At 65.1% G+C, this 19,860-nt stretch carries 19 protein-coding genes; 3 read left to right on the top strand and 16 right to left on the bottom strand.

Annotated features, from left to right (window positions below; genetic code table 11):
- Positions 1-5: 5 nt before the first annotated feature.
- The 7 genes from QSV46_RS03500 to QSV46_RS03470 form a co-directional block, all read right to left on the bottom strand.
- Entirely contained in the window at positions 6-1,550 is a 1,545-nt protein-coding gene (locus tag QSV46_RS03500) for an AMP-binding protein (protein ID WP_314946355.1), read from the bottom strand.
- A complete protein-coding gene (locus QSV46_RS03495) occupies positions 1,543-2,061 on the bottom strand; it encodes a (2Fe-2S)-binding protein (protein WP_314946354.1) in 519 nt (172 codons plus the stop codon). The genes QSV46_RS03500 and QSV46_RS03495 overlap by 8 nt, the downstream gene beginning before the upstream one ends.
- Positions 2,058-2,873, bottom strand: coding sequence for an FAD binding domain-containing protein (locus QSV46_RS03490; RefSeq protein ID WP_314946352.1), 816 nt, complete (start codon positions 2,871-2,873; stop codon positions 2,058-2,060). The genes QSV46_RS03495 and QSV46_RS03490 overlap by 4 nt, the downstream gene beginning before the upstream one ends.
- Positions 2,870-5,881 carry a xanthine dehydrogenase family protein molybdopterin-binding subunit gene (locus tag QSV46_RS03485; RefSeq protein WP_314946351.1) on the bottom strand — a complete coding sequence of 1,004 codons (3,012 nt, stop codon included), beginning with the start codon at positions 5,879-5,881 and terminating at the stop codon, positions 2,870-2,872. The genes QSV46_RS03490 and QSV46_RS03485 overlap by 4 nt, the downstream gene beginning before the upstream one ends.
- 143 nt (positions 5,882-6,024) lie before the next feature.
- Positions 6,025-6,864 (bottom strand): helix-turn-helix transcriptional regulator, encoded by an 840-nt coding sequence (locus tag QSV46_RS03480; RefSeq protein ID WP_314946349.1) that lies wholly within the window; start codon positions 6,862-6,864, stop codon positions 6,025-6,027.
- 130 nt (positions 6,865-6,994) lie between these two features.
- Positions 6,995-8,410, bottom strand: a complete 1,416-nt coding sequence (locus QSV46_RS03475; RefSeq protein WP_314946348.1) for a UbiD family decarboxylase — start codon at positions 8,408-8,410, stop codon at positions 6,995-6,997.
- A gap of 20 nt (positions 8,411-8,430) precedes the next feature.
- Complete coding sequence (locus QSV46_RS03470) at positions 8,431-9,051, bottom strand: UbiX family flavin prenyltransferase (protein ID WP_314946346.1); 621 nt, start codon at positions 9,049-9,051, stop codon at positions 8,431-8,433.
- Between the two features lie 166 nt (positions 9,052-9,217).
- On the opposite strand from QSV46_RS03470, the gene QSV46_RS03465 reads away from it, so the two are divergent.
- The 3 genes from QSV46_RS03465 to QSV46_RS03455 all read left to right on the top strand — a co-directional run bounded on the left by QSV46_RS03465 (position 9,218) and on the right by QSV46_RS03455 (position 11,406).
- Positions 9,218-10,168: a LysR family transcriptional regulator gene (locus QSV46_RS03465; RefSeq protein ID WP_314946490.1), complete on the top strand. Its 951-nt coding sequence runs from the start codon at positions 9,218-9,220 to the stop codon at positions 10,166-10,168.
- Positions 10,169-10,378: 210 nt separating this feature from the next.
- On the top strand, positions 10,379-10,822 hold the full coding sequence (locus tag QSV46_RS03460; RefSeq protein WP_314946344.1) for a Bug family tripartite tricarboxylate transporter substrate binding protein: 444 nt from the start codon (positions 10,379-10,381) through the stop codon (positions 10,820-10,822).
- On the top strand, positions 10,819-11,406 hold the full coding sequence (locus QSV46_RS03455) for a Bug family tripartite tricarboxylate transporter substrate binding protein (protein WP_314946343.1): 588 nt from the start codon (positions 10,819-10,821) through the stop codon (positions 11,404-11,406). Before QSV46_RS03460 ends, QSV46_RS03455 begins: the two co-directional genes overlap by 4 nt.
- Before the next feature lie 57 nt (positions 11,407-11,463).
- On the opposite strand, the gene QSV46_RS03450 is transcribed toward QSV46_RS03455, so the two are convergent.
- The 9 genes from QSV46_RS03450 to QSV46_RS03410 all read right to left on the bottom strand — a co-directional run bounded on the left by QSV46_RS03450 (position 11,464) and on the right by QSV46_RS03410 (position 19,800).
- Entirely contained in the window at positions 11,464-12,588 is a 1,125-nt protein-coding gene (locus QSV46_RS03450; protein WP_314946342.1) for a mandelate racemase/muconate lactonizing enzyme family protein, read from the bottom strand.
- Between the two features lie 44 nt (positions 12,589-12,632).
- Positions 12,633-13,670: a tagatose 1,6-diphosphate aldolase gene (locus QSV46_RS03445; RefSeq protein ID WP_314946341.1), complete on the bottom strand. Its 1,038-nt coding sequence runs from the start codon at positions 13,668-13,670 to the stop codon at positions 12,633-12,635.
- Positions 13,667-14,077, bottom strand: a complete 411-nt coding sequence (locus QSV46_RS03440; protein ID WP_314946340.1) for a PfkB family carbohydrate kinase — start codon at positions 14,075-14,077, stop codon at positions 13,667-13,669. The genes QSV46_RS03445 and QSV46_RS03440 overlap by 4 nt, the downstream gene beginning before the upstream one ends.
- Positions 14,038-14,628 carry a PfkB family carbohydrate kinase gene (locus QSV46_RS03435; RefSeq protein ID WP_314946339.1) on the bottom strand — a complete coding sequence of 197 codons (591 nt, stop codon included), beginning with the start codon at positions 14,626-14,628 and terminating at the stop codon, positions 14,038-14,040. Before QSV46_RS03435 ends, QSV46_RS03440 begins: the two co-directional genes overlap by 40 nt.
- Positions 14,625-15,698 carry a sn-glycerol-3-phosphate ABC transporter ATP-binding protein UgpC gene (locus QSV46_RS03430; RefSeq protein WP_314946338.1) on the bottom strand — a complete coding sequence of 358 codons (1,074 nt, stop codon included), beginning with the start codon at positions 15,696-15,698 and terminating at the stop codon, positions 14,625-14,627. Before QSV46_RS03430 ends, QSV46_RS03435 begins: the two co-directional genes overlap by 4 nt.
- 6 nt (positions 15,699-15,704) lie before the next feature.
- Positions 15,705-16,709: a zinc-binding dehydrogenase gene (locus QSV46_RS03425; protein WP_314946336.1), complete on the bottom strand. Its 1,005-nt coding sequence runs from the start codon at positions 16,707-16,709 to the stop codon at positions 15,705-15,707.
- A 7-nt stretch (positions 16,710-16,716) separates the two neighbouring features.
- On the bottom strand, positions 16,717-17,544 hold the full coding sequence (locus QSV46_RS03420; RefSeq protein ID WP_314946334.1) for a carbohydrate ABC transporter permease: 828 nt from the start codon (positions 17,542-17,544) through the stop codon (positions 16,717-16,719).
- A 4-nt stretch (positions 17,545-17,548) separates the two neighbouring features.
- Positions 17,549-18,436, bottom strand: a complete 888-nt coding sequence (locus tag QSV46_RS03415; protein ID WP_314946333.1) for a sugar ABC transporter permease — start codon at positions 18,434-18,436, stop codon at positions 17,549-17,551.
- A gap of 62 nt (positions 18,437-18,498) precedes the next feature.
- Positions 18,499-19,800 carry a sugar ABC transporter substrate-binding protein gene (locus QSV46_RS03410; protein ID WP_314946331.1) on the bottom strand — a complete coding sequence of 434 codons (1,302 nt, stop codon included), beginning with the start codon at positions 19,798-19,800 and terminating at the stop codon, positions 18,499-18,501.
- Positions 19,801-19,860: the final 60 nt, after the last annotated feature.

The raw sequence follows: 19,860 nt of genomic DNA, 5'->3' as shown, positions 1-19,860 counted from the left end.
GATCTTCAGGCGGCATCCGATGGCGGCAGGCGCTCGGCCTCGTATTCCCCGGCGACGAGCAGTCGACGCAGCAGCTTGCCGACCGGCGATTTGGGAATCGCGTCGACGAAGACGTAGCGGCGCGGCCGCTTGAAATTGGCAAGGCCCGAGCTGCGGCAGAACTGCTCGAGCTCGACCTCGGACACAGAGCGATTGCGCTTGACGAAGGCCGCGACGACCTTGCCCCATTTCTCATCAGTGACGCCGACCACCGCGACCTCGTCGACTGCCGGATGCAGCGACAAGCAGCTCTCGATCTCGACCGGCGAGACGTTCTCGCCGCCGGTGATGATCATGTCGTCGACGCGCCCGGTGACGAACAGGTCGCCGTCGGGATCGACGAAGCCGGTATCGCCGGTGAAATACCAGCCCTCGCGCAGCGACTTGGCATCCGCTTCCGGACGGCGCCAGTAACCTTCGAAAGCCTCATCGCCGGCAAGCGTCGCAATGATCTCGCCCTCCTCGCCAACCGCGGCGAGGTCAGCGACCGAACGCGCGCCGATGCGCACGACCTTGATGTGCTGGTTCAGCCCGGCCTTGCCCGCCGACCCCGGCTTTCCCGCCGCATTCTGGTCGATCGTAAAGGTGTAGATCTCGGAGCTGCCGTAGTGATTGACGAACAGGTCCGGCTTGAACGCCTCGTTCAGCTTCTTGAGCAGCCCGTCGGTCATCGATGCGCCGGCGAAGCCGAGCTTGCGCACGCTGGACACGTCGGTTGCGGCAAAGGCGTCGTGATGGACGAGATCGTGATAGAGCGTCGGCACCAGATAGAGGTTGGTGATCGCCTCCTTCTCGATCAGCGCCAAAGCCTGGCGGCTGTCATAACGCGGCAGGCAGACGAAACTGCCGCCGATCAGCGACATCGCCAGCAGCGAACGGACGCCCATGGTGTGGTAGAGCGGCATGACGCCGAGCGTGCGCTCGCCGCGGCCGTAAAGGTTTTGTGCGACATGGGCGATTGCCGCGGCACGTTCGGCGCGATGCCGCCGCGGCACGCCCTTTGGCCGCGACGTCGTGCCGGAGGTGTAGAGCATGATCGACCAGGCATCGGTGCCGACGCGCGGCTCGGCGTCAGGCGCGGCGTCCCGGATCAGATCGGCGAAGCTCGCCACCTCGCCTGTGCCGGGATCGACGGATACACGCGGCAGCTTGCCGGCCAGCGCCGATCCCTGCACCGCCTCCGCGGAAATGTCCTGAGAGACCACCGCGCAGGCTTCGGCGTTCTCGATGCAATAATCGAGCTCGTCGGCCTTGGCGCGCCAGTTGATCGGCGTGATGACGAGACCGACAAACTGGCAGGCCCAGTGCAACGTCGCCGCCTCCCAGCGATTCTGCAGCAGCGTGATGACGTGATCGCCCGGCTTGAGCCCGAGGCGGTCGAACGATGCCGCGAGTGCGGAGATCTTGTCGTACCATTGCCGGTAGGTCAGGCGGAGATCGCCGTCGACCAATGCAATGGCGTGGGGATCGCGCGCGGCGCTGGCCATGAAGCTGCTGGCGAGATCAAGCATCGGACGTCTCTTCTTTGGATGAAGCAAGCTCGGCGGCGGCTTCCAGCGCCGCCTGGATGATCGGGGTGTAGCCGGTGCAACGGCAGATATGCCCGCTGAGGAGATCGCGGATCTCCGCCTCCGCCGGCGCCGGGTTCTTGCCGAGGTAATGGTCGAGCGACATCAATATGCCGGCGGTGCAGAAGCCGCATTGGAGCGCATGGTTGCGGCGGAATGCCTGCTGCAGCACGCCGAGCCGGTCCGCCGATGGCGCGAGCCCTTCGACCGTCTGGATGTCGCAGCCGTCGACCTGCGCTGCGAGCGTCAGGCAGGAACGCGTCAGCATGCCGTCGACCACGATGGTGCAGGCGCCGCAGACGCCGTGCTCGCAGCCGACATGGGTGCCGGTCGCACCCAGTTGGTGACGCAGGAAATCGGACAGCAGCATGCGCGGCTCGGCCTCACTCTCGACCGGCTTGCCGTTCAGCAAGAAACGGACGGCATGGCGCTGATCGGCCTTGAGGCGGGTCATTGCAGCACCTCGCCGATCAGCTCGCGGCCGATCATGCGGACGAGGTCGCGGCGATAGCGCGCCGTGGCGTGGACGTCGTCGCGCGCGCCGAGCTCGTAGGTAAAGGCGTTGAGGGCATCGTCGAGCGCGCTGCCCTCCAGAGCCGGCCAATCCCGCGCGGTCGGAACGTCGGCGACGCCACCGACGGCAAGGCGCACGCCCGTGGCGGTCTTCATCGCGGCGCAGGCGACGATGGCGAAGTCACCGTGACGACGTGCGACTTCGCGGAAGGCAAAGCGCGATCCCTTGATGACCGGCAGCGAGATGCCCTCGATCAATTCATCGTCGCTGCGCGCCGTCAGCATCATGCCGGCGAAAAAGTCCTTGGCCGCGACGCGGCGCCGACGTTTGGCACTGCGCAAAAGCACCTCGCCGCCGAGCGCGACCAGAGCCAGCGGCATCTCGGCGCTGGGATCGGCATGCGCGAGTGAGCCGCAGATGGTGCCGCGGCTGCGGGTCTGCATATGCCCGACCCAGGGCAGCGCCAGCGCCACCAGCGGTAGCGCCTCGGCAAGATCGGTCCAGGCGAGCAGATCGGCCTGGCGCACGCCGGCGCCGATGACGACGGCATCGCCCTTCCGCTCGATCTTCCGCAGCTCCGCGAGGCGCATGATGTCGATCAGCAGCTTCGGCTTGGCGAGGCGCATGTTGAGCATCGCCATTAGCGACTGGCCGCCGGCGAGCACGCGGGCATCGCCGCCTTGCTGAGCCAGTCCTTCGAGGACATCGCCGACGGCTTCGGTGCGGAGATAATCGAAAGCGGACGGCTTCATCGGCGCCCTCCGAACAGGCTGGCGACCTTGGCCAGCACCGCGAACAGCGAGAAGCCGCCGTCCGACGCACCGCCGCCGCCGGCTTTGCGCGCCAGCGCCGCGAAGAACTGGCCGATGATGACGCGTGTCGCGCCATCGAGCAGTCGGCCGCCGATGCTGGCGACCTTGCCGCCGATCGCGGCGTCGTAGCTGTAGGTCAGCTTCGTTCCGCCGCTGCCGTCTGGCGCGAGAGTGATCCGTCCCTCGGCGTTGCCGAAGCCGAGCGCGCCGGTGGTCCCTCCGCGCAACGTGACCGCGCGCGGCGGATCGAGATCGAACAGTTCCACATCGGCACGATAGCGACCGCTGACCGGGCCGATGCCGAGGGTGACGTCGGCGCGGAAATGCGTGTCGGTGATCCTCTCGACGCGCTGGCAGCCGGGAATGACGGATTGCAAGGTGTTCGGATCGAGCAGCATCGCCCAGACCTGCTCGGGCGCGCCCTTCACCGAGGCTTGCCCGTCACCGCGCAGCCGTCGGCCGCCCTCGCGCACGGGCGCCGCGGTCGCACCGCCAGCGGGCGGCGGCGGTTCGGCGCCGCGCACCAATTCCGCAAGCCGTGCCGGCACCAGCGGCAGCGTGATGTCGGCAACGCCGAGCGCATCCGCGACCGCATTGGCGATGCAGACCGGCGTCGACATGCAGTTGCCCTCGCCGACGCCTTTTGCCCCGAGCGGCGTGAACGGCGACGGCGTCTCCATGTGGATGATCTCAGGCTCCGGCACCACGGTGGTGGTCGGCAGCAGATAATCGGCGAGCGTTCCGGTCAGAAAGCTGCCGTCCTCGGCGTAGGCATATTCCTCGTAGAGCGCAGCGCCGAGCGCCTGGGCAAAGCCGCCGCGGATCTGGCCGTCGACCATGCCGGGATGCAAAATGGTGCCGCAATCGTGCATGGTGACGTAGCGATCGATCCGCGTCTCCAGCGTGGTGCGGTCGATCTCGACGCCGCAGAAGTCGAAGATGAAGCCGTGGCAGAGCGAGGAGTTGATGCGGTCGTCGTCGTCCGGCGGCGTCAGTTCCGGCGGCGTCCAGAACAGGGTCTCGCGGATGGTCTGGCCGGCATCGTCGGGCAGCGAGCCCGGCGACCAATGGCTCAGCGCTGCGACGCGCGAGAATGCGATCCGATTCTCAGGATTGTGTTTCGAAGCAACGAAGCCCTTTGCGAACACGATGTCCGAGGCTTCGACGTTGAGTTGGCTGGCCGCGATGCGGGCGAGGCGGCCCGCAACGCGTTCGGCGGCGAGCTTCGCCGTACCGGCCACGGCCGCAGCAAAACGGCTGGCATAGTTGCCCGACGCGATCGACCAGGCATCCTTCGCCGTGTCGATCTCGGTGTTGACGCGGATGTCCTTTGGCTGAAGGCCGAAGACATCGGCAACGACCTGGGACAGCACGGTGCGATGGCCCTGCCCCTGCGGCACCGACGCCACGTGGACGGTGACGCTGCCGACCGGATCGAGCCCGACGGTGGCGGTCGCCTGCGCGCCGTTCTTCGGGCCTGCCTTGCGACGCTCGGCCGCCGTCAGCGCGGTGGTGATGTAGCCCATGTTGGAGACGCTGGGCTCGACCACGGCGGTGAAACCGATGCCGTAGAGGCCGCCACGCGCCCGCACCTCGTCACGCTTCGCCTTGAGCTCCGTGAGCCTGCCCTCGTCAACCCCGCGCGCGACCGCCTCCTGGTAATTGCCGGAATCCAGCAGCGCGCCGGTCGCCGTACGATAGGGAAACGCGCCGGCATCGATCAGATTGCGCTTGATGACATCGAGCGGATCGAGGCCGAGCCCGATTGCGATCCGCTGCACCAGGCGCTCCAGCGCGAAATAGACCTGCGGTCCGCCGAAGCCGCGGTTGAGGCCGGTCGGCGTCTTGTTGGTGACGACGACGCGGTTGCGAATTTTGACGTGACGGATGTCGTAAGCGCCGGTCAGATTGCCGTGCATGCGGTAGAGCGTGGCCGGCTCGGGCGCGCGCAGATGCGCGCCGCAATCCTCGACCTGGTCCCAGTCGAGCGCGAGGATCTTTCCGTCGGCCGAGACCGCCGCGGCCAGCGTCGTTGCACGGTTGGTGGCCGACACCGATGCGGTGAGATGCTCGAGCCGGTCCTCGATCCATTTCACCGGCCGTCCCGTCACACGTGCGGCCGCCGCAATCAGCACGATATAGGGAAACACGCCCTGCTTGACGCCAAAGCTGCCGCCGGAATCCGGCGGCGTGCGCAGCCGCAGCCGATTGCCAGGCACTTTGAGCGCACGCGCGATCACCGTGTGGATGCTGAACGGGCCCTGGAAATTGGCGAGCACTTCGAAGGCATCTTCACCCGCGTCATGCGAGGCAACGACGCCATAGGTCTCGATCGGCGTGCAGGAATTGCGCGGGTATTTGATGTCGATGGAGAAGCGATGCGGCGCATCGGCGAAGGCCTTCTGGGGATCGCCATAGCTGAAGTGGCGATCGCTGGCGAGATTGCCGGGAAAACCGTCGTGCAGCAGCGGCGCGCCCGGCGCGAGCGTGCCGTGGGGATCGACGACAGCAGTGCGCGGGCGATATTCGACATTGACCAGCTCGGCCGCGTCCTCGGCGCGGGCGCGGTCGGTCGCAACGATCACAGCCACGGGCTCGCCGACATAGCGCACGCGGTCCATCGCGATCGGCCAGCATTCGACTGGCGCCTTGACGCCGACGACCAGGCTTGCGGTAACAGCTTTGACGTCGCTGCCGGTCAGAACCGCCGCTACGCCCGGCAGGCGCTTCGCCGCTTCAACGTCTATCGAGAGGATATCGGCGTGCGCATGCGGCGAGCGCAGGATGGCCGCGTGCAACGTACCGGGCTGAACGCCGAGATCGTCGATGAAGCGGCCACGGCCGCTGAGCAGCGCGGCATCCTCGACGCGCTCGATCGAACGCCCGACCCACGGCCTGTCGCCATCTTGATCGACTGAATTTGCGGATTGAACCGCAGCCTGCAACATGTCCCGGCATACCTCCCGACGCGCTCTTTTACGCGGCGGTGACAGATGTCAGGACGAGGGCTGTGCGGGCCATACCGCCCGCTCTCACGACTTACCAAATCGTCTCATTCGAGCGGGTGCAGCGCAATATCAGCCCGCAAGACTCAGCCCGCTAAACGCGAGACGTTGCGAAACTCGCGCGGGCTGACGCCGGCATGATCGCGGAAGAAGCGCGTGAAATGCGCCGGCTCCGGAAAGCCAAAACGCTCGCTGAGCTCGCCGAGCGGCGTCTCCTCGCGCATCACCGCATCGAGCGCGCGCTCCATGCGGACGACGTTGAGATAGAGCTTTGGCGAGACGCCGAGCGAGGTCTCGAACAGGCGGAAGAACTGCGCGCGCGACAGGCCGGCGCCCTTCACGAACTGATCGACGTTGGCATAGGAATCGTGCGTCCGCATGGCGTCCATCGCGCGGCGGATGCGCCAGTCGCAGCCCACCGCGCTCATGCCGCGGATCGAGACCGGAAAGCTGCGCCAAGGCGTGAAGCGCTCGATCACCGCGATCATGAGGTCCGACAGGGTCTGCTCATGGGTCCGCACCGCATCCGGATTCGCCATCATTTCGGCCGCCAAATGCAGCGTGAGCTGGCGGATGCGCGGCGATACCTCGCCTGATGGCCGCTCGAAAAAGCCCGGCGCGCCGCTCGCAGCCCAGCCGGGACGGAACTCCTTCAGCCATTCCGGCTCGATATAGAGTGCCATGATGAGCGTGCGCGGCCGATTGGCGTCATGCACATAAGCGTGCGGCTTCCAGCCATCGACCAGCACGGCGGCGGTATCCGTCAGCGGCGTGACCCGGTCGCCGACCAGGAACTGGGTGTCGGCGCCCTCGACCTTGAGCAGGACGTGGCAGTGATGATGGGCGTGGCGGACCAGCGAACGGTCCATGTCGAGCAGAGCGACCCTGCCAAAAGCGCCATGGGCGATGCGCAGGGCCGTCGACATCAGTTCCTTCCTCCCGGCATTGCGCCGCAAAATGATTGGCTTGTTGGCGCGGCACTATAAGCAGCACCCGCTACATATTCCAACGGCGCAAACCGACGCAAGTTGCTTCCAAGCGGTAACCCGCTCATGTCTACGCCTCCGCGAGAAGCCGCGCGACCGCGGCGCTGGGGTCGGCCTGCAACGCTGTGGCGAGATCGACCTCCTCCTCGCCCTTGACCCGGATGCGCTTGAAGGCGAGTTCGGGCGCGCTGACCGGCGCGGTCGCATCCAGGCCCATCTTGGCGCTGATGCCGTTGTCCGTGGTCGGATCGAGTTTCGAGCCGAGCGCGCCAGCCACGACCATGAGATCGCGGTCGGCCTGGAAGCGCGTCGCCACCGCCCATTCGATCTCCTCGGAAGAGGAGATGTCGACGTCCTTGTCGACCACGACCACCTGCTTGATGTCGTAATGCGCGCCGAAGGCGCACATCATGATGTTCTTGGGCTCGCCGTCATTGGTCTTGTCGATCTTGATCGCGAGATGATAGCGGCAGGTCCCGCCGCGCGTCAGGCGGACATCAAGCACATTCGGAAAACTGCGGCGCAAGTGCTGAAGCAGCGTTGCCTCGCGTGGCACACCTCCCAGAATGAGATGCTCAAAGCCACCGCCGACGATGGTGTGAAAGATCGGCGCCTTGCGATGCGTGATGGCGTCGACCTCGATCACCTCGCGATTGGCGCGCGGACCGTAATATTGAGGGAATTCGCCGAACGGCCCTTCCGGCTCGCGCACGCCCTGCAGAATGCGCCCCTCGATCACGATTTCCGCGTGGGCCGGCACGCGCACCGAATTGGTGCGGCATTTGACGACCTCCACGGGCGTGCCGAGCAGCGCGCCCGCAATCGCCATCTCGTCTTCGTCGAGCGCGGCAATCGCTTGCGATGCCAGCATCAGCGCCGGGTGCGCGCCGATGACGATCGCGATCTCCAGCGCCTGTCCCATCGCCTCCGCGAAGCGGTAGTAGGAGAATGTGTGTCGCGGCAGCAGCAGCACGCCGATGCGGTTCTTGCCAGAGATCTGGCAGCGGTGGATCGAGACGTTCTGCACGCCCGTCTTGGGATTGCGGGCGATCAGCAGGCCGGCCGTGATGAAGGGACCACTGTCGCGCTCATTGTGCTTGGGCACCGGAAGCTGGCGGAGCAGATCGACCTCGTCGTGCACGACCTCCTGCACCGGCCCGCTCGCGACCTCATGGATGGGGAGTGGATTGCTCGCGGCGGCCAGGAACCGCGGCAGCAACTGGTCCTCGGTGACGCCGATGGACTCGGCGACCCAGTCACGGCCGGCGAAGAGATTGGCGACGACAGGAATCTCGTGCCCGTCGGGGCGCGGAAACAGCACCGCGCTGTCGCGCTCCAGCCGCTTGGCGATTGCGGCGAGCTCGTCAGCCAGCCCAATGCCCTCGCGGGCGATCGCGAGCTTGCCGCGTTCGGCGAGATAGGCGAGCCAGGTGCGCAGATCGGGTGGCGAGCTCACACCTTTGCTCGCAACATTTTCCATTCGCATACGGGTCTCTCCTCAGGTCCTCAGGGCGCGATCTTGTGCAGCGACGGCGAGCGGCGCTTGAGCGCCTCGTCCTCGCCCCAGCGGCGCACGATTCCGATATCGATGTCGAACAGGTCGAGCACGCGGCCCACGGTGTGCTCGACCATGTCATCAAGATTCTCGGGCTTGGCGTAGAAGGCGGGCACGGGCGGCGCGATGATCGCGCCCATCTCCGAAAGTGCCGTCATCGTCCTGAGATGGCCGGTGTGCAGCGGGGTCTCGCGCACCATCAGCACCAGGCGACGGCGCTCCTTCAGCACGACGTCGGCGGCGCGGGTGAGCAAGGTCGTGGTCACGCCCGAGGCGATCTCGGACATCGAGCGCATCGAGCACGGCGCCACGATCATCCCTGCGGTCCGGAACGAGCCGCTCGAAATCGCCGAGGCCATGTCGTCGATGGCGTGGTTGACATTGGCGAGCGCCCTCACCTCCGCGATCTTCAGATCGGTCTCATAGGCAAAGGTCAGCTCGGCCGTCTTCGACATCACCAGATGGGTCTCGACGCCGGCATTGCGCAGCAGCTGCAGCAGGCGCACGCCATAGGTAACGCCGGAGGCGCCGGAAATGCCAATGATCATCCGCTTGGGCGTTGCGTCCTGCATATGTCTGGTTTCGCTCCCTGGGACACGCGCCCCTTGAGTGGCAAGATTAGGCAATCCGATCCATCAGAACAAATAATCATTGATTATATCATTCATCATCTGAGATGATGGCCCAAACGAGCAGGATCGGCGAACGAAGGACTCTCCCCCCGTGGAACTCAGGCAGATGCAATATTTCCTGTGCCTGGCGGAGGGGAAGAACGTCACGCGCGCCGCGCGCCAGCTCAACATCGTGCAGCCGGCACTGAGCATGCAGATCGCCAAGCTCGAGGCCGAATTCGGCCAAAAGCTGTTCGACCGCAGTGTTCAGGGCATGACGCTCACCAGCGCCGGCGAAGCGCTACTGCGGCTGACGGCGCCGATCGTGCGCGATGCCGAACATGCGCGGCAGGAGATGGCGCAACTTGGCGGCCGCATCTCGGGCCGCGTCTCAGTCGGCCTTATCACGTCAGTGGCGCAGAGCACCATGGCGAGTTCGTCGGCGACCGTGGCCAGCCGCTATCCCGAGATCACGCTGTCCGCCTGCGAGGGCTATACCGAGACCCTTGTCGATTGGGTCAACACCGGCCAGCTCGATTTCGCGCTGATCAACGTGCCGCGCCGGAAGACGTCGCTGGCCGCGCACCACATCATGGACGAGGAGATGGTGTTCGCCTGCCGCAGGGACAGCCCGATCAGGCCGCCGGCAAAGCTGCGGTTCGATCACATCGCGAATTTCGATCTCGTGCTGCCCTCCAAGCGCCACGGCCTCCGGCTGATCCTGGACGAGCATGCCGCCGCAATCGGCATCGACCTGCGGCCCCGGCTCGAGCTCGACACCCTGCCCGCCCTCTGCGACGTGATCGCCACCACCGATTTCGCCACCGTGTTGCCGACCATCGCACTCCGGCAATCGCTCGCGAGCGGCGCTATCCGGGCGCATCGCTTCGACGAGCAGCGGATCGTGCGCTCGATCGCCTGGGTGCATCACCCGCGGCGGGCGGTGTCGGTCGCAGCCAAGGCCGTGCTCGACGTCATCAGCCACGACCTTGCGCAATCCGCCGCCGTTGCGAAAGAGTATGTGGAGCCGTCCTCCCGCACGGCGCGCAGGAAGCCGCGGCGCAAAACAATCTCCTGAATGCGGGTTTCTGCTCAGACAAGATGTCGCGCCCACCTCAAAATGAGACGGTTTGGTAAGTTCTGAGACCAGCAGGCATGACGATCGCATTCACGAGATAACTAGGGTCCAGGCGCAGAAATCGCGACCTGGCGCTCATCCCGATGACTCCTGTCCCGGACGGTCCCCAGGTCTGGCAGAACAAAACACAGTCGGGAGATTCAGTCCGCGATGACACGGTTCGATCGCAGCAAGATCGCGAGCAGCACTCAGCAGCAGAGCGAGAGATTCCGTCCGGACCGGAGGTCGCTGCTCTCGCTCGCAGGTGGCGCCCTCATCGCAGCGGGAATGCGCGCAGCGAACGCGCAAGATTATCCCGCCCGGCCGGTCCAGGTGCTCGTACCCTTTGCCGGCGGCAGCGCCAGCGACGTCATCACGCGCATCTTGCTCAACCGCATGTCAACGTCGCTCGGCCAGGCCTTCGTCGTCGACAATCGCCCCGGCGCCGGCGGCAATATCGGCACCGCCGCCGCAGCACATGCGGCCCCTGACGGCTACACGTTGCTGATGAGCACCTCCGGTCCGCTGGCCGCGAACAAGTCGCTCTACAAGGACCTCCCCTACGATCCGCTGAAGGACCCGGGCTGTTCGCCACCTTGCCGAATGTCATCGTGATCAATTCGAAGCTACCGCCGAAATCGCTGGCCGAGCTGATCGACTATGCCAAGGCGCACCCTCGCGAGCTGAATTACGGGACGGTCGGCGTCGGCTCCTCGCAGCATCTGGCGGCGGCCTATTTCGAGCAGCTGACGGGCACCGAGCTCACGCACGTTCCCTACCGCAACATCGCCGCCTACACGCCGGACTTCATCGCAGGGCAAGTTCCGCTCGGCTTCCAGCTCCTGCCGAACGTCATCGGCCTGATCAGGAGCGGCGATGCGCGTCCGCTAGCGGTTGCCAGCGACAAGCGGATGACGGCGCTGCCTGAGGTGCCGACCGCGGCCGACGCTGGCCTGAAGGATTACGAGAGTGCCGCCTGGCTGGCCATGCTCGCGCCGGCGAATACGGACAAGGCTGTCATCGACAAGCTCTACCAAGCCATGGTTGAAGCCGTGAACGATCCGAAGGTGCGCGCCCTCTTCGTCGAGCAGGGCGCCGAGCCGCTGGTGACAGACCCCAAAGGCCTGACACACTTCATGACCTCCGAGACTACGAAATGGGCGAGGATCATAAAGAAGATCGGGATCGAGCCGATGTGACTGCGAGCTTTTGTCCAATTGCCAATATCTTCAGAAGGCGACAGGTCTCCAGCAACCCTACATACTGCGATAGCACCCGACATATGAAAGATCAGGCACTATTCCGAGCCCTGGGGCCTGGTTCAATTCGACCGTGCCTTCCCTCACATCGATGATCGGGCCGCAAAGTAGATCGCGCAACGGGTTGTCATTGACGTCGACCTCCAGCCAGCCGTCACCACCGACACCGGCGAGAAGATGTGCGGACGCAAGCAAGCCAAGGCCTCCGCCGAGATAGTGCGGACAGAATGTCTTGCCCGCACTCAGAATCCCGCCAGCCAGTCCGGCACAGGCGCTGAGCCCGCCCCATTTCGCGATGTCGGGTTGAACCACGCCAAGCACGTCCTCGGCCAGGGCTTTCTCGAAGCCTTCGACGCTTGAAATGTTTTCGCCGGCGGCTATCGGCATCTTCGCCAGGGCGTGCAGCCTGCGCCATTCCTCGCGCGGGCGGTCGGCACGGATCGGCTCCTCCAGCCAGCGCAGATCGAATTCGGCGAGCCGCGGCAACATCTCCATCGCCTGCGCAACTGACCAGCCCTGATTGGCATCGCTGGCAAGCATGCCGGCGCCGACGATCCCGCGGAGCGCGGCCACATTGGCGAGATCGGTCCCAGTACCGAAGCCGACCTTCAGCTTCAGCGCGCGATGGCCGCGCTTGAGCGCGGCTTCCGCCGTCCGCGCGGCAGCGCCGGGATTGATGCCGCTCGCATAGACCTTGATCTTGTTCGACTGCCCGCCGAGCAGTTGCCACAGCGGCACCCGCTGACGGCGCGCCGAGATGTCCCACAGAGCAAGATCGATGCCCGCAATCGCCTGCGCGAACGGACCTGGTTCACCGCATTGAAGCGCCAGCACCTCGGCGCCCTCAGTCAGCACCTCGAACGCCCGGGCAGGACCATCGAATTTGCGCCCGACAAGACCCGGCGCCAGCACCTCGTTGACGAGCCGGGCACGATGCTCCGCGCCTGGAGCAGGAAAGTTCGACCAGGCTTCACCCCAGCCCTCGACGCCGTCTTCGTCGACGACGCGAACGAAGACGGCGGGACGGTTGAGCATCTTGCCGAACGACGTCACCACCGGTATCGCCAGCGGATAGCGATAGCACAACGCCTCGATCGAGCGGATGGTGAAGGCGTCAGTCATGTCTACGGATCCTGCGATCGGAACGAACGCGCAGATTCACTATCTCAGTAGGCGCGCGCGAAGTCACCTTCCTGCTTGATATCGGTGAATACCGGAAAGCGTGCCTTCCACGGCGAGCCCTTGGCCGTGGTCAGCTTGTTGAGCCGCTCCAGCACGCCGAGACCATCCTTGCGCAGGCTGGCCGACACCGCTGCGCGGTCCGGGAAATTCTTCAGAACGGCGTCGAGCCAGATAGTGCGGCCGGCGAGGAAGCCGCTCGCGCCCGCTGCGTAGGAGTAATCGAGAACGCGCTCGAATTTTTCAGGAGCGGCGCCGCCCGACAGCAGCACCCACGGGATGCTCCGTTCGCGGCAGATGTCGCCGATCGCATCGAACTCCTTCTGTGCGGCCTTCGCCTCCGCGCTGCCGTCGCGGGCCGGCAGGCTGCCCGCAGCAAGCGGGCTCTCCAGCTTGAGGAGATCGACGTTGTATTCCGGCTTGGCGAACTCGCGCACGCTGTCGATGACGAGACCTGGCAGCTTGCCGGGCGATTCGACATAGTCAGCGGTGTGGTTGGCGCTGCCGAGGAACGGATAGACCAGCAGCTCAAGGACATAGGGAATGTCGTGACGGGCGCAGTCCTCGCCGATCTCGCGGACGAACCGCTTCTGGTGCTCGGTCACCGCGGCATCGGCATCCGGCCGGTACCAGGCCAGCACCTTGACGGCGTCACCGCCCATGGCGCGGATCTTCTCCACGCTCCAATTGGTGATTGCGCGCGACTTGCGGCCGCCCGCGGTTTCCTCGACGCGGTGCTCCTCCAGCGTCATGATCAGGCCGCAGCGCGGCGGCAACAGATCGATCGCCGCGGGCACCGCAAAATTCGGGTCGAACAGCATCGAGCTGCAATGCGGCGCGAGGTTCTCGACAAGCAGACGCTTCGCCGCCGTGACATCGGAATATTCGACCTGCTCCCGCGTGATGCCCTTTGCTTTGGCGATGGCGTCGAACAGCGGCGGCCGCTGGTCCAGCGCAACCATGCGAAAGTGGCCATCCGCGTCTGCAAGCCGTGCCAGGCCGCGGTTCTTTCCAATCGTTCTCATGGCGTCGTCCTCATGAATGCAAGACACTCGTTGATATCAGGGATTCCATTGCGACCGCCGGCGTGGCGGCATTTCATGGCGGCAGTGGCTGCCGAGAACGCCATGGCGGCGTAGACATCGAGACCGACACCGATCGCAAGCGCATAGGCGCCGTGGAAGACGTCGCCTGCGCCCGTGGTGTCGACGACGTCGACGGCATAGGCCGGCTGCCGGTGCAACTCGCCGTTCTCGTACCAGCTCACTCCTCCCTCGCCGCGGGTGACGGCGATGACGCGGCAGCCGAAGCGTGACAGCGCTGTGAGAGCTTCGTCCATGGCCGAGCCGGCGAAGGATGTGAGCGCGGGCTCGGAGAAGATCGCATGGTCGGTCAGCGGCAGCAGGCGCTCGAACACCTCGGCGTCGGCCACGTCGCCATCGAGCACCGTCGGAATGCCGCGCGCGCGCGAGCTTCGCGGAACAGCGTCGCAGCGCCCTCGACCCAGCGCGGATCGGCCAGCACTGAGGATGCACGAGCAATCGCTTCGAGCGGAAGCCAGTCCGCGGCTTCGGGAAACAGTCCGCGGAAGTTCACGATCTGTCGCTCACCCGAGCTATCGACGATGATCCCGGAAACGGACGAGCGGCCGTCGGGAAACAGGCGGAAATTCTCGACATCGATGCCTTCGGCCATGAACGCCGATCTCATCTCTTGGCCCGCGGCGTCATTCCCTGCCCGCCCCCAGAACGCGACGGACGCACCGAGCTTTGCCACCGCGACGCTCGCATTGGCGGCCATGCCGCCGCCAAGCGTGCCATAGCCGGTCGCCTTGATCTTCTCGCTGTGGCCCGCGAACAGGCGATCGACGCGCCAGACCTGGTCGAGCGCGGACAGCCCCAGACAGATCACGTGCGCGGGCCTGGCTTTGGACGCCACGTCCGCCAGCGCCGACAAATCACCGATGTTGGTTGCCGAGTTCACCGCAAGACCTGCCCGTTGGTGGCATCAAACAAATGCGTCTTGCCCGGCTGCGGACGCAAGCTGATACGATCGCCGACCTTCGGCCGCAGCGACGGATCGACCCTGGCGATCGCCGAGACGCCAGCCAGATCAAAATGGATTAGCGTATCCGAGCCGAGCGGCTCGACCAGCCTGACATTGATGGCAATGCCGTCGTCTGCATCGGTCGCCACGGCAAAATGCTCCGGGCGAATGCCGAGCACGGCATTGCCGGCCTGACGCAAGCGGCCTGCGGCTTCGCCGTCGAGAGCTAACGCCGTTCCGCCTTGTGAGAGGATCGCACGCTCTTGCCGCCACTCGACCGGGAAGAAGTTCATCGCGGGTGAGCCGATGAAGCCCGCGACGAACTGGTTGGCCGGCCGCTCATAGACCGTCTCCGGCGTGTCGTATTGCTGGATCGTGCCGCTCTGGAGCACCACGATCCGGTCGGCCATGGTCATGGCCTCGATCTGATCGTGGGTCACAAAGACCATGGTGGTCTTCAGTTGCTGCGACAGTGCCTTGATCTCGGCCCGCACCTGCGCGCGCAGTTTTGCGTCGAGGTTGGACAGCGGCTCGTCGAACAGGAATGCCTTGGGATTGCGCACGATGGCCCGGCCCATCGCGACGCGCTGGCGCTGGCCGCCGGAGAGTTCCTTCGGCTTGCGGTCGAGATAAGGCTCGATGTGCAGAAGCGCAGCGGCGCGCCTCACGCGCGCGTCGATTTCCGCCTTCGGCACGCCACGCAGCTCCAGCGCAAACGACATGTTGTCGTAGACCTTCATATGCGGATAGAGCGCGTAGTCCTGGAACACCATCGCGATGTCGCGTTGCGCCGCCTGCACGCCGTTGACGCGCTTGTCACCGATGTAGAGATCGCCCGACGAAATCGGCTCGAGGCCGGCAATGATGCGCAGCAAGGTCGACTTGCCGCAGCCGGACGGGCCGACGAACACGACGAATTCGTGGTCCGCGATCTCCAGATTGAGGTCGGGGATCACGGTGAAATTGCCGTAGCGCTTGACGAGGTTGCGTATCGAGATCGAGGCCATGATCGCTCAGTCCAGGACCAGTACCGGCTTGATCAGCTCGCCCTTGGCGAAGCGGGCGAAATTGTCGGGCAGACCCGAGAGGCCGAACTCGCCGTCGACGAGGACGCGGTATTCGTCCTTGTACTTGCGCAGCAGCTCGACATTCGGCTCGAAATCCGAGACAGGGAAATAGAACGTCCGGATCATGTAGAAATCCTTGCGACGGAATACCTTGCCCTCTTCGATGGTCCAGGGCGCGGCGTTCTCGCCGACCAGCACCAGGGCGCCGCGCGGCAGCACCAGCTCGATGCCGAGGTTACGCGCCGCATTCGCGCCGGAGCATTCCATGATGAGAGCAAAGCGCTTGGAGGTATCGCCGACCGGATGCGCCTTCGCGCCGAAGGATTGCGCGATCGTCAGGCGCGCGGCATTGGGGTCGGCGACATGGATGTCATCGTAGCCGAGCGCACGGAGCGCCAGCACGACGCCGAGACCGACGGGCCCTGCTCCCATCACGAGCACCGGCCCCGCCTCGGCCGGCGGCACCACGCGGCTGACGAAGCGCACGGCATGGCCCGACGTGCCGATGGTGTCGAGCAGCAGCGGCGCGAGGCTGTCCTCGATGTCGTCTGGCACCGGCAGCAGGCAATTCTCCGGGACCGGCACATATTCGGCATAGCCGCCCGGCCTGTTCCAGCCGATCAGGCTGGAGACTTCCAGGCACATCTGGGTGTCGCCACGCTTGCAGGCGGCGCAACGGTCGCAGTGCAACGGGATATAGACGGCGCAGCGGCGGCCGTGCAGGCGATGACCGGGCTGCTCGACCACGCCAAAGATTTCGTGGCCCGCAGTGAACTCGGCGCCCTTGTGCCAGAGCTTGAAATCCGAGCCGCACAGCGCGGTGCGCGAGACGCGCACGAGTACCTCGCCGGTGCCGATTTCGGGCATCGCCACACGCTCGATTGTGATGCGATCGTTGCCGTGGAAGACCGCGGCCTGCATGATCGAGTTCGGACGGGATGATGCATTCATCAGATACCTAGCCTTTCACCGCGCCGAGCGTCAGTCCGGACACCAGCCAGCGTTGAACCAGGGCGGCCAGCACCAGCGGCGGCAACGCGATCAGCGTCGCCGCGGCCATGAGGGCGCCCCATTGCGTCGAGCCTTCGCCGATGAAGTTGAAGGCTGCCGCGATCAGCGTCTTGGTGTCGCCGTTGGAGAGCACCAGCGCAAACAGGAAGTAGTTCCACGAAAAGACAAAGGCGAGGATCGCCGACACGGCGACGCCGGACGCCACCAGCGGCAGCGCGATGCGCCAGAGGATGCGCGTGACGCTGCATCCGTCGACTTGCGCGGCCTCGAAGACACTGCGCGGAATACCGTCGAAGGACGGCAGCAGAACCCAGATCACGATCGGCAGCGTGATCACCGCGTGGCTGAGGATCAACGCAGTGTAGGAGCCGATCATGCCGATTTGCCGGAACATGACGTACCAAGGCAGCAGGAACAGCGTACCGGGTGCCATGCGAGCCGCAAGCGTCAGGATCGCCGGCCAGGAGATGCGCGTCCAGGAGACGGCGAACGCGGCGGGAATCCCGAACAGCAATCCGAGCGCGGTCGAGCCGACGGTGACGATCAGGCTGTTGAGCGCATAACCCAAAAATGGCGTGGTCCCGGTCAGCTCGACATAGTTCTCCAGCCTCGGCGAGAAGATCAGCGTCGGGGGATAGGCGGTGACCTCGAAGGACGGCTTGAACGAGGAGAGCACCATCCACACCGTCGGCACCATGATGATGATTCCAGCGAGGACGAGCTGCACCGTGTTGAGCCAGCGGATCCAGCGGTCGGTGTTGGCTGCATCGTTCATGACATCACCACGCCACCGCGCCGCGCAGGAGGTTGAAGGCGAGCACGGCGCCGAACACGATCGCCGTCAGCGTCAGCATCAGCGCGCTGGCGTAGCCGATGTTGAAGAATTCGAAGCCGACCCGGAACCCGTAGATGTTGAGGGTATTCGAAGCGTTGCCCGGGCCGCCCTGGGTGGTGATGTAGATGATGTCGAAGAAGCGCAGCAGATCGACGCTGCGCAGGATCGCCGCGGTGACGATGGTCGGCAGCAGCAGCGGCAGCGTGATGCGCTGGAAGGTTTTGAACGGGGATGCGCCATCGATCTGCGCGGCCTCATAGACGCTCGGCGGTAAAGACTGCAGGCCGCCCAGCACGATCAAGGCGACGTAAGGTGTCCACTGCCAACTGTCGATCAGCGCCACCGTCGGAATGACCCAGGTCGGCGAGGCCAACCAGTCCGACGGCGGCAGGCCGAACGACCGGAGGATATAGTTGGCCGCGCCCAGTGACGGATCGAGGATCACGAGCCACATCATGCCGGCCACCACCGGCGGCATCATGAAGGGGGAGATGAAGAGAGAGCGCACGATCCCCGGCAACCGCTTGGCATGAAACAGCACAAGGGCCAGCCAGACGCCAAAGACGAGTTGAAGCACCAGCGACAGCACGAACAGCGCAATGGTAATCCACAGCCCGTGCCAGAACTCGTAGTCGGAGACCAGCTTGGAATAATTGGCGAGACCCGCAAAGGATTGCTTGCCGGTCGAGGAGAACGTCTGGAAACCCAGCCAGATCGTATAGACGACCGGAAACGCGATCATCGCGACTGTGAAGATCACGGCCGGCGCCGCAAGCGCCGCCATTTCCAGCTTCTGCCGGTCCCGCGTCAATGTCGCAGCCGTGTCCGACATGCGTCCGCTTTCTCAGATCATGGGGGATGCCGGCTCGCACGAGGCCAGCCGGCACTGAGCCGCTACTTCTGCGCAATCAACGCATCGAGCGCCTTGTCGGCATCGGCGCAAGCCTGATCGAGCGGCTTCTGCTTCAGGATCAGGTCTTGCACCGCCTGGCCGATGAACTCGCGCGATTCCGGATTGGCGACGATGGGATAGCCGACCTCGGAGGAGCCCTTCGTCGCAAGAATGTCGAGCGCGGCCTGCCACTCCTTGCGGACCGGCTCCTCGTCGATCCACTTCCGATACTCGGGATCCTTGGCGACCGACGGGCGCGGCGGGGCAATGCCCTGGAGCGCCATCTTCTTCTGCACCTCCGGGCTGGTCGCCCATTGCACGAAGTACCAGGCCATATCCGGCTGCTTGCTGTGCGAGGACACCGCCATGCCCCAGCCAATCGTGGTCGGCACCTGGCCGGCTTCGCCCGCCGGGAACGGCAGCAGGCCGGTGTCCTTGAGGCGGGCGCCGCCTTCCATCACCGTACGCAATTCATTGGAGGACTCGAACGCCATCGCGGCGCGGCCGCTGCGATAGAGCGCGGAAATCTGCTGGAAGCTGTAGTTGACAACGCCGGGCGGACCGAAATCGCGCAGCAGCCGGCTATAGGTATCTAGCGCCTCCTTGCCCTTGGCCGAGCAGAGGTTCGATTTTCCGCCTGCGATGTAGCTGCCGCCGATATTGTGCAACATATTGGAGAAAGTGTAGGCGACCGCGGGCTTGAGGCCGCGCGAGACGAACGGCGTGACCGCGCTGTCGCACGCTTTGATTTTCTCGGCGGCGGCCTCGACGTCCTTGATGGTCTTCGGCGCCTCGAGGCCGCATTTCTTGAAGATGTCGGTGCGGTAGTAGAAAATCGGCCCTTCGATGTTCATGGGCATGCTGGTCAGCTTGCCATTGAAGGTCGCAGCCTTGAGCAAGGCCTGGCTCAGCCCGTTGGGGTCGTAGTCCTTAGCCACCTCGTTCTTGGCCATCGCGGTGAGATCGCCGTACCAGCCGGCGGCGGCGAACTGCTCCCCCTCGCGCGAGGGCAGCGTCATGAACACGTCCACTTCGTCGCTGTTCGCGTTCATGACGGTCACCAGACGCTGACGCATCTGCTGTTCCTGGTAGCCGTCGACCTTCAGGGTCATCCCGGTCAACTTCTCGAAATCGGCCTTGTAGGTCAGGAGCGCCTGCGCGACCGGATTGTTGTTGGCGAGAAAGGTGACGGTCTTGCCCTTGAACTTCATCCAGTCGAAATCGGCCGCATGAGCCTCCGCGCTGGCGGCGGCAATCGCGAGAACGGGCAACGCGACATGCGTCGCGAGTATCCTGGCCTTCATGAACTCTCCTCCCGGCTGGCCGCCTTAAGCTGACGGACCATTTTGAAGTCGTTTAGCAGC

It is taken from the genome of Bradyrhizobium cosmicum (assembly GCF_032290525.1).
GTDB classification, from domain to species: Bacteria; Pseudomonadota; Alphaproteobacteria; order Rhizobiales; family Xanthobacteraceae; genus Bradyrhizobium; species Bradyrhizobium cosmicum_A.
Note: the sequence above shows the minus strand (reverse complement) of the source record. Positions and strands in the feature narration are given on the sequence as shown.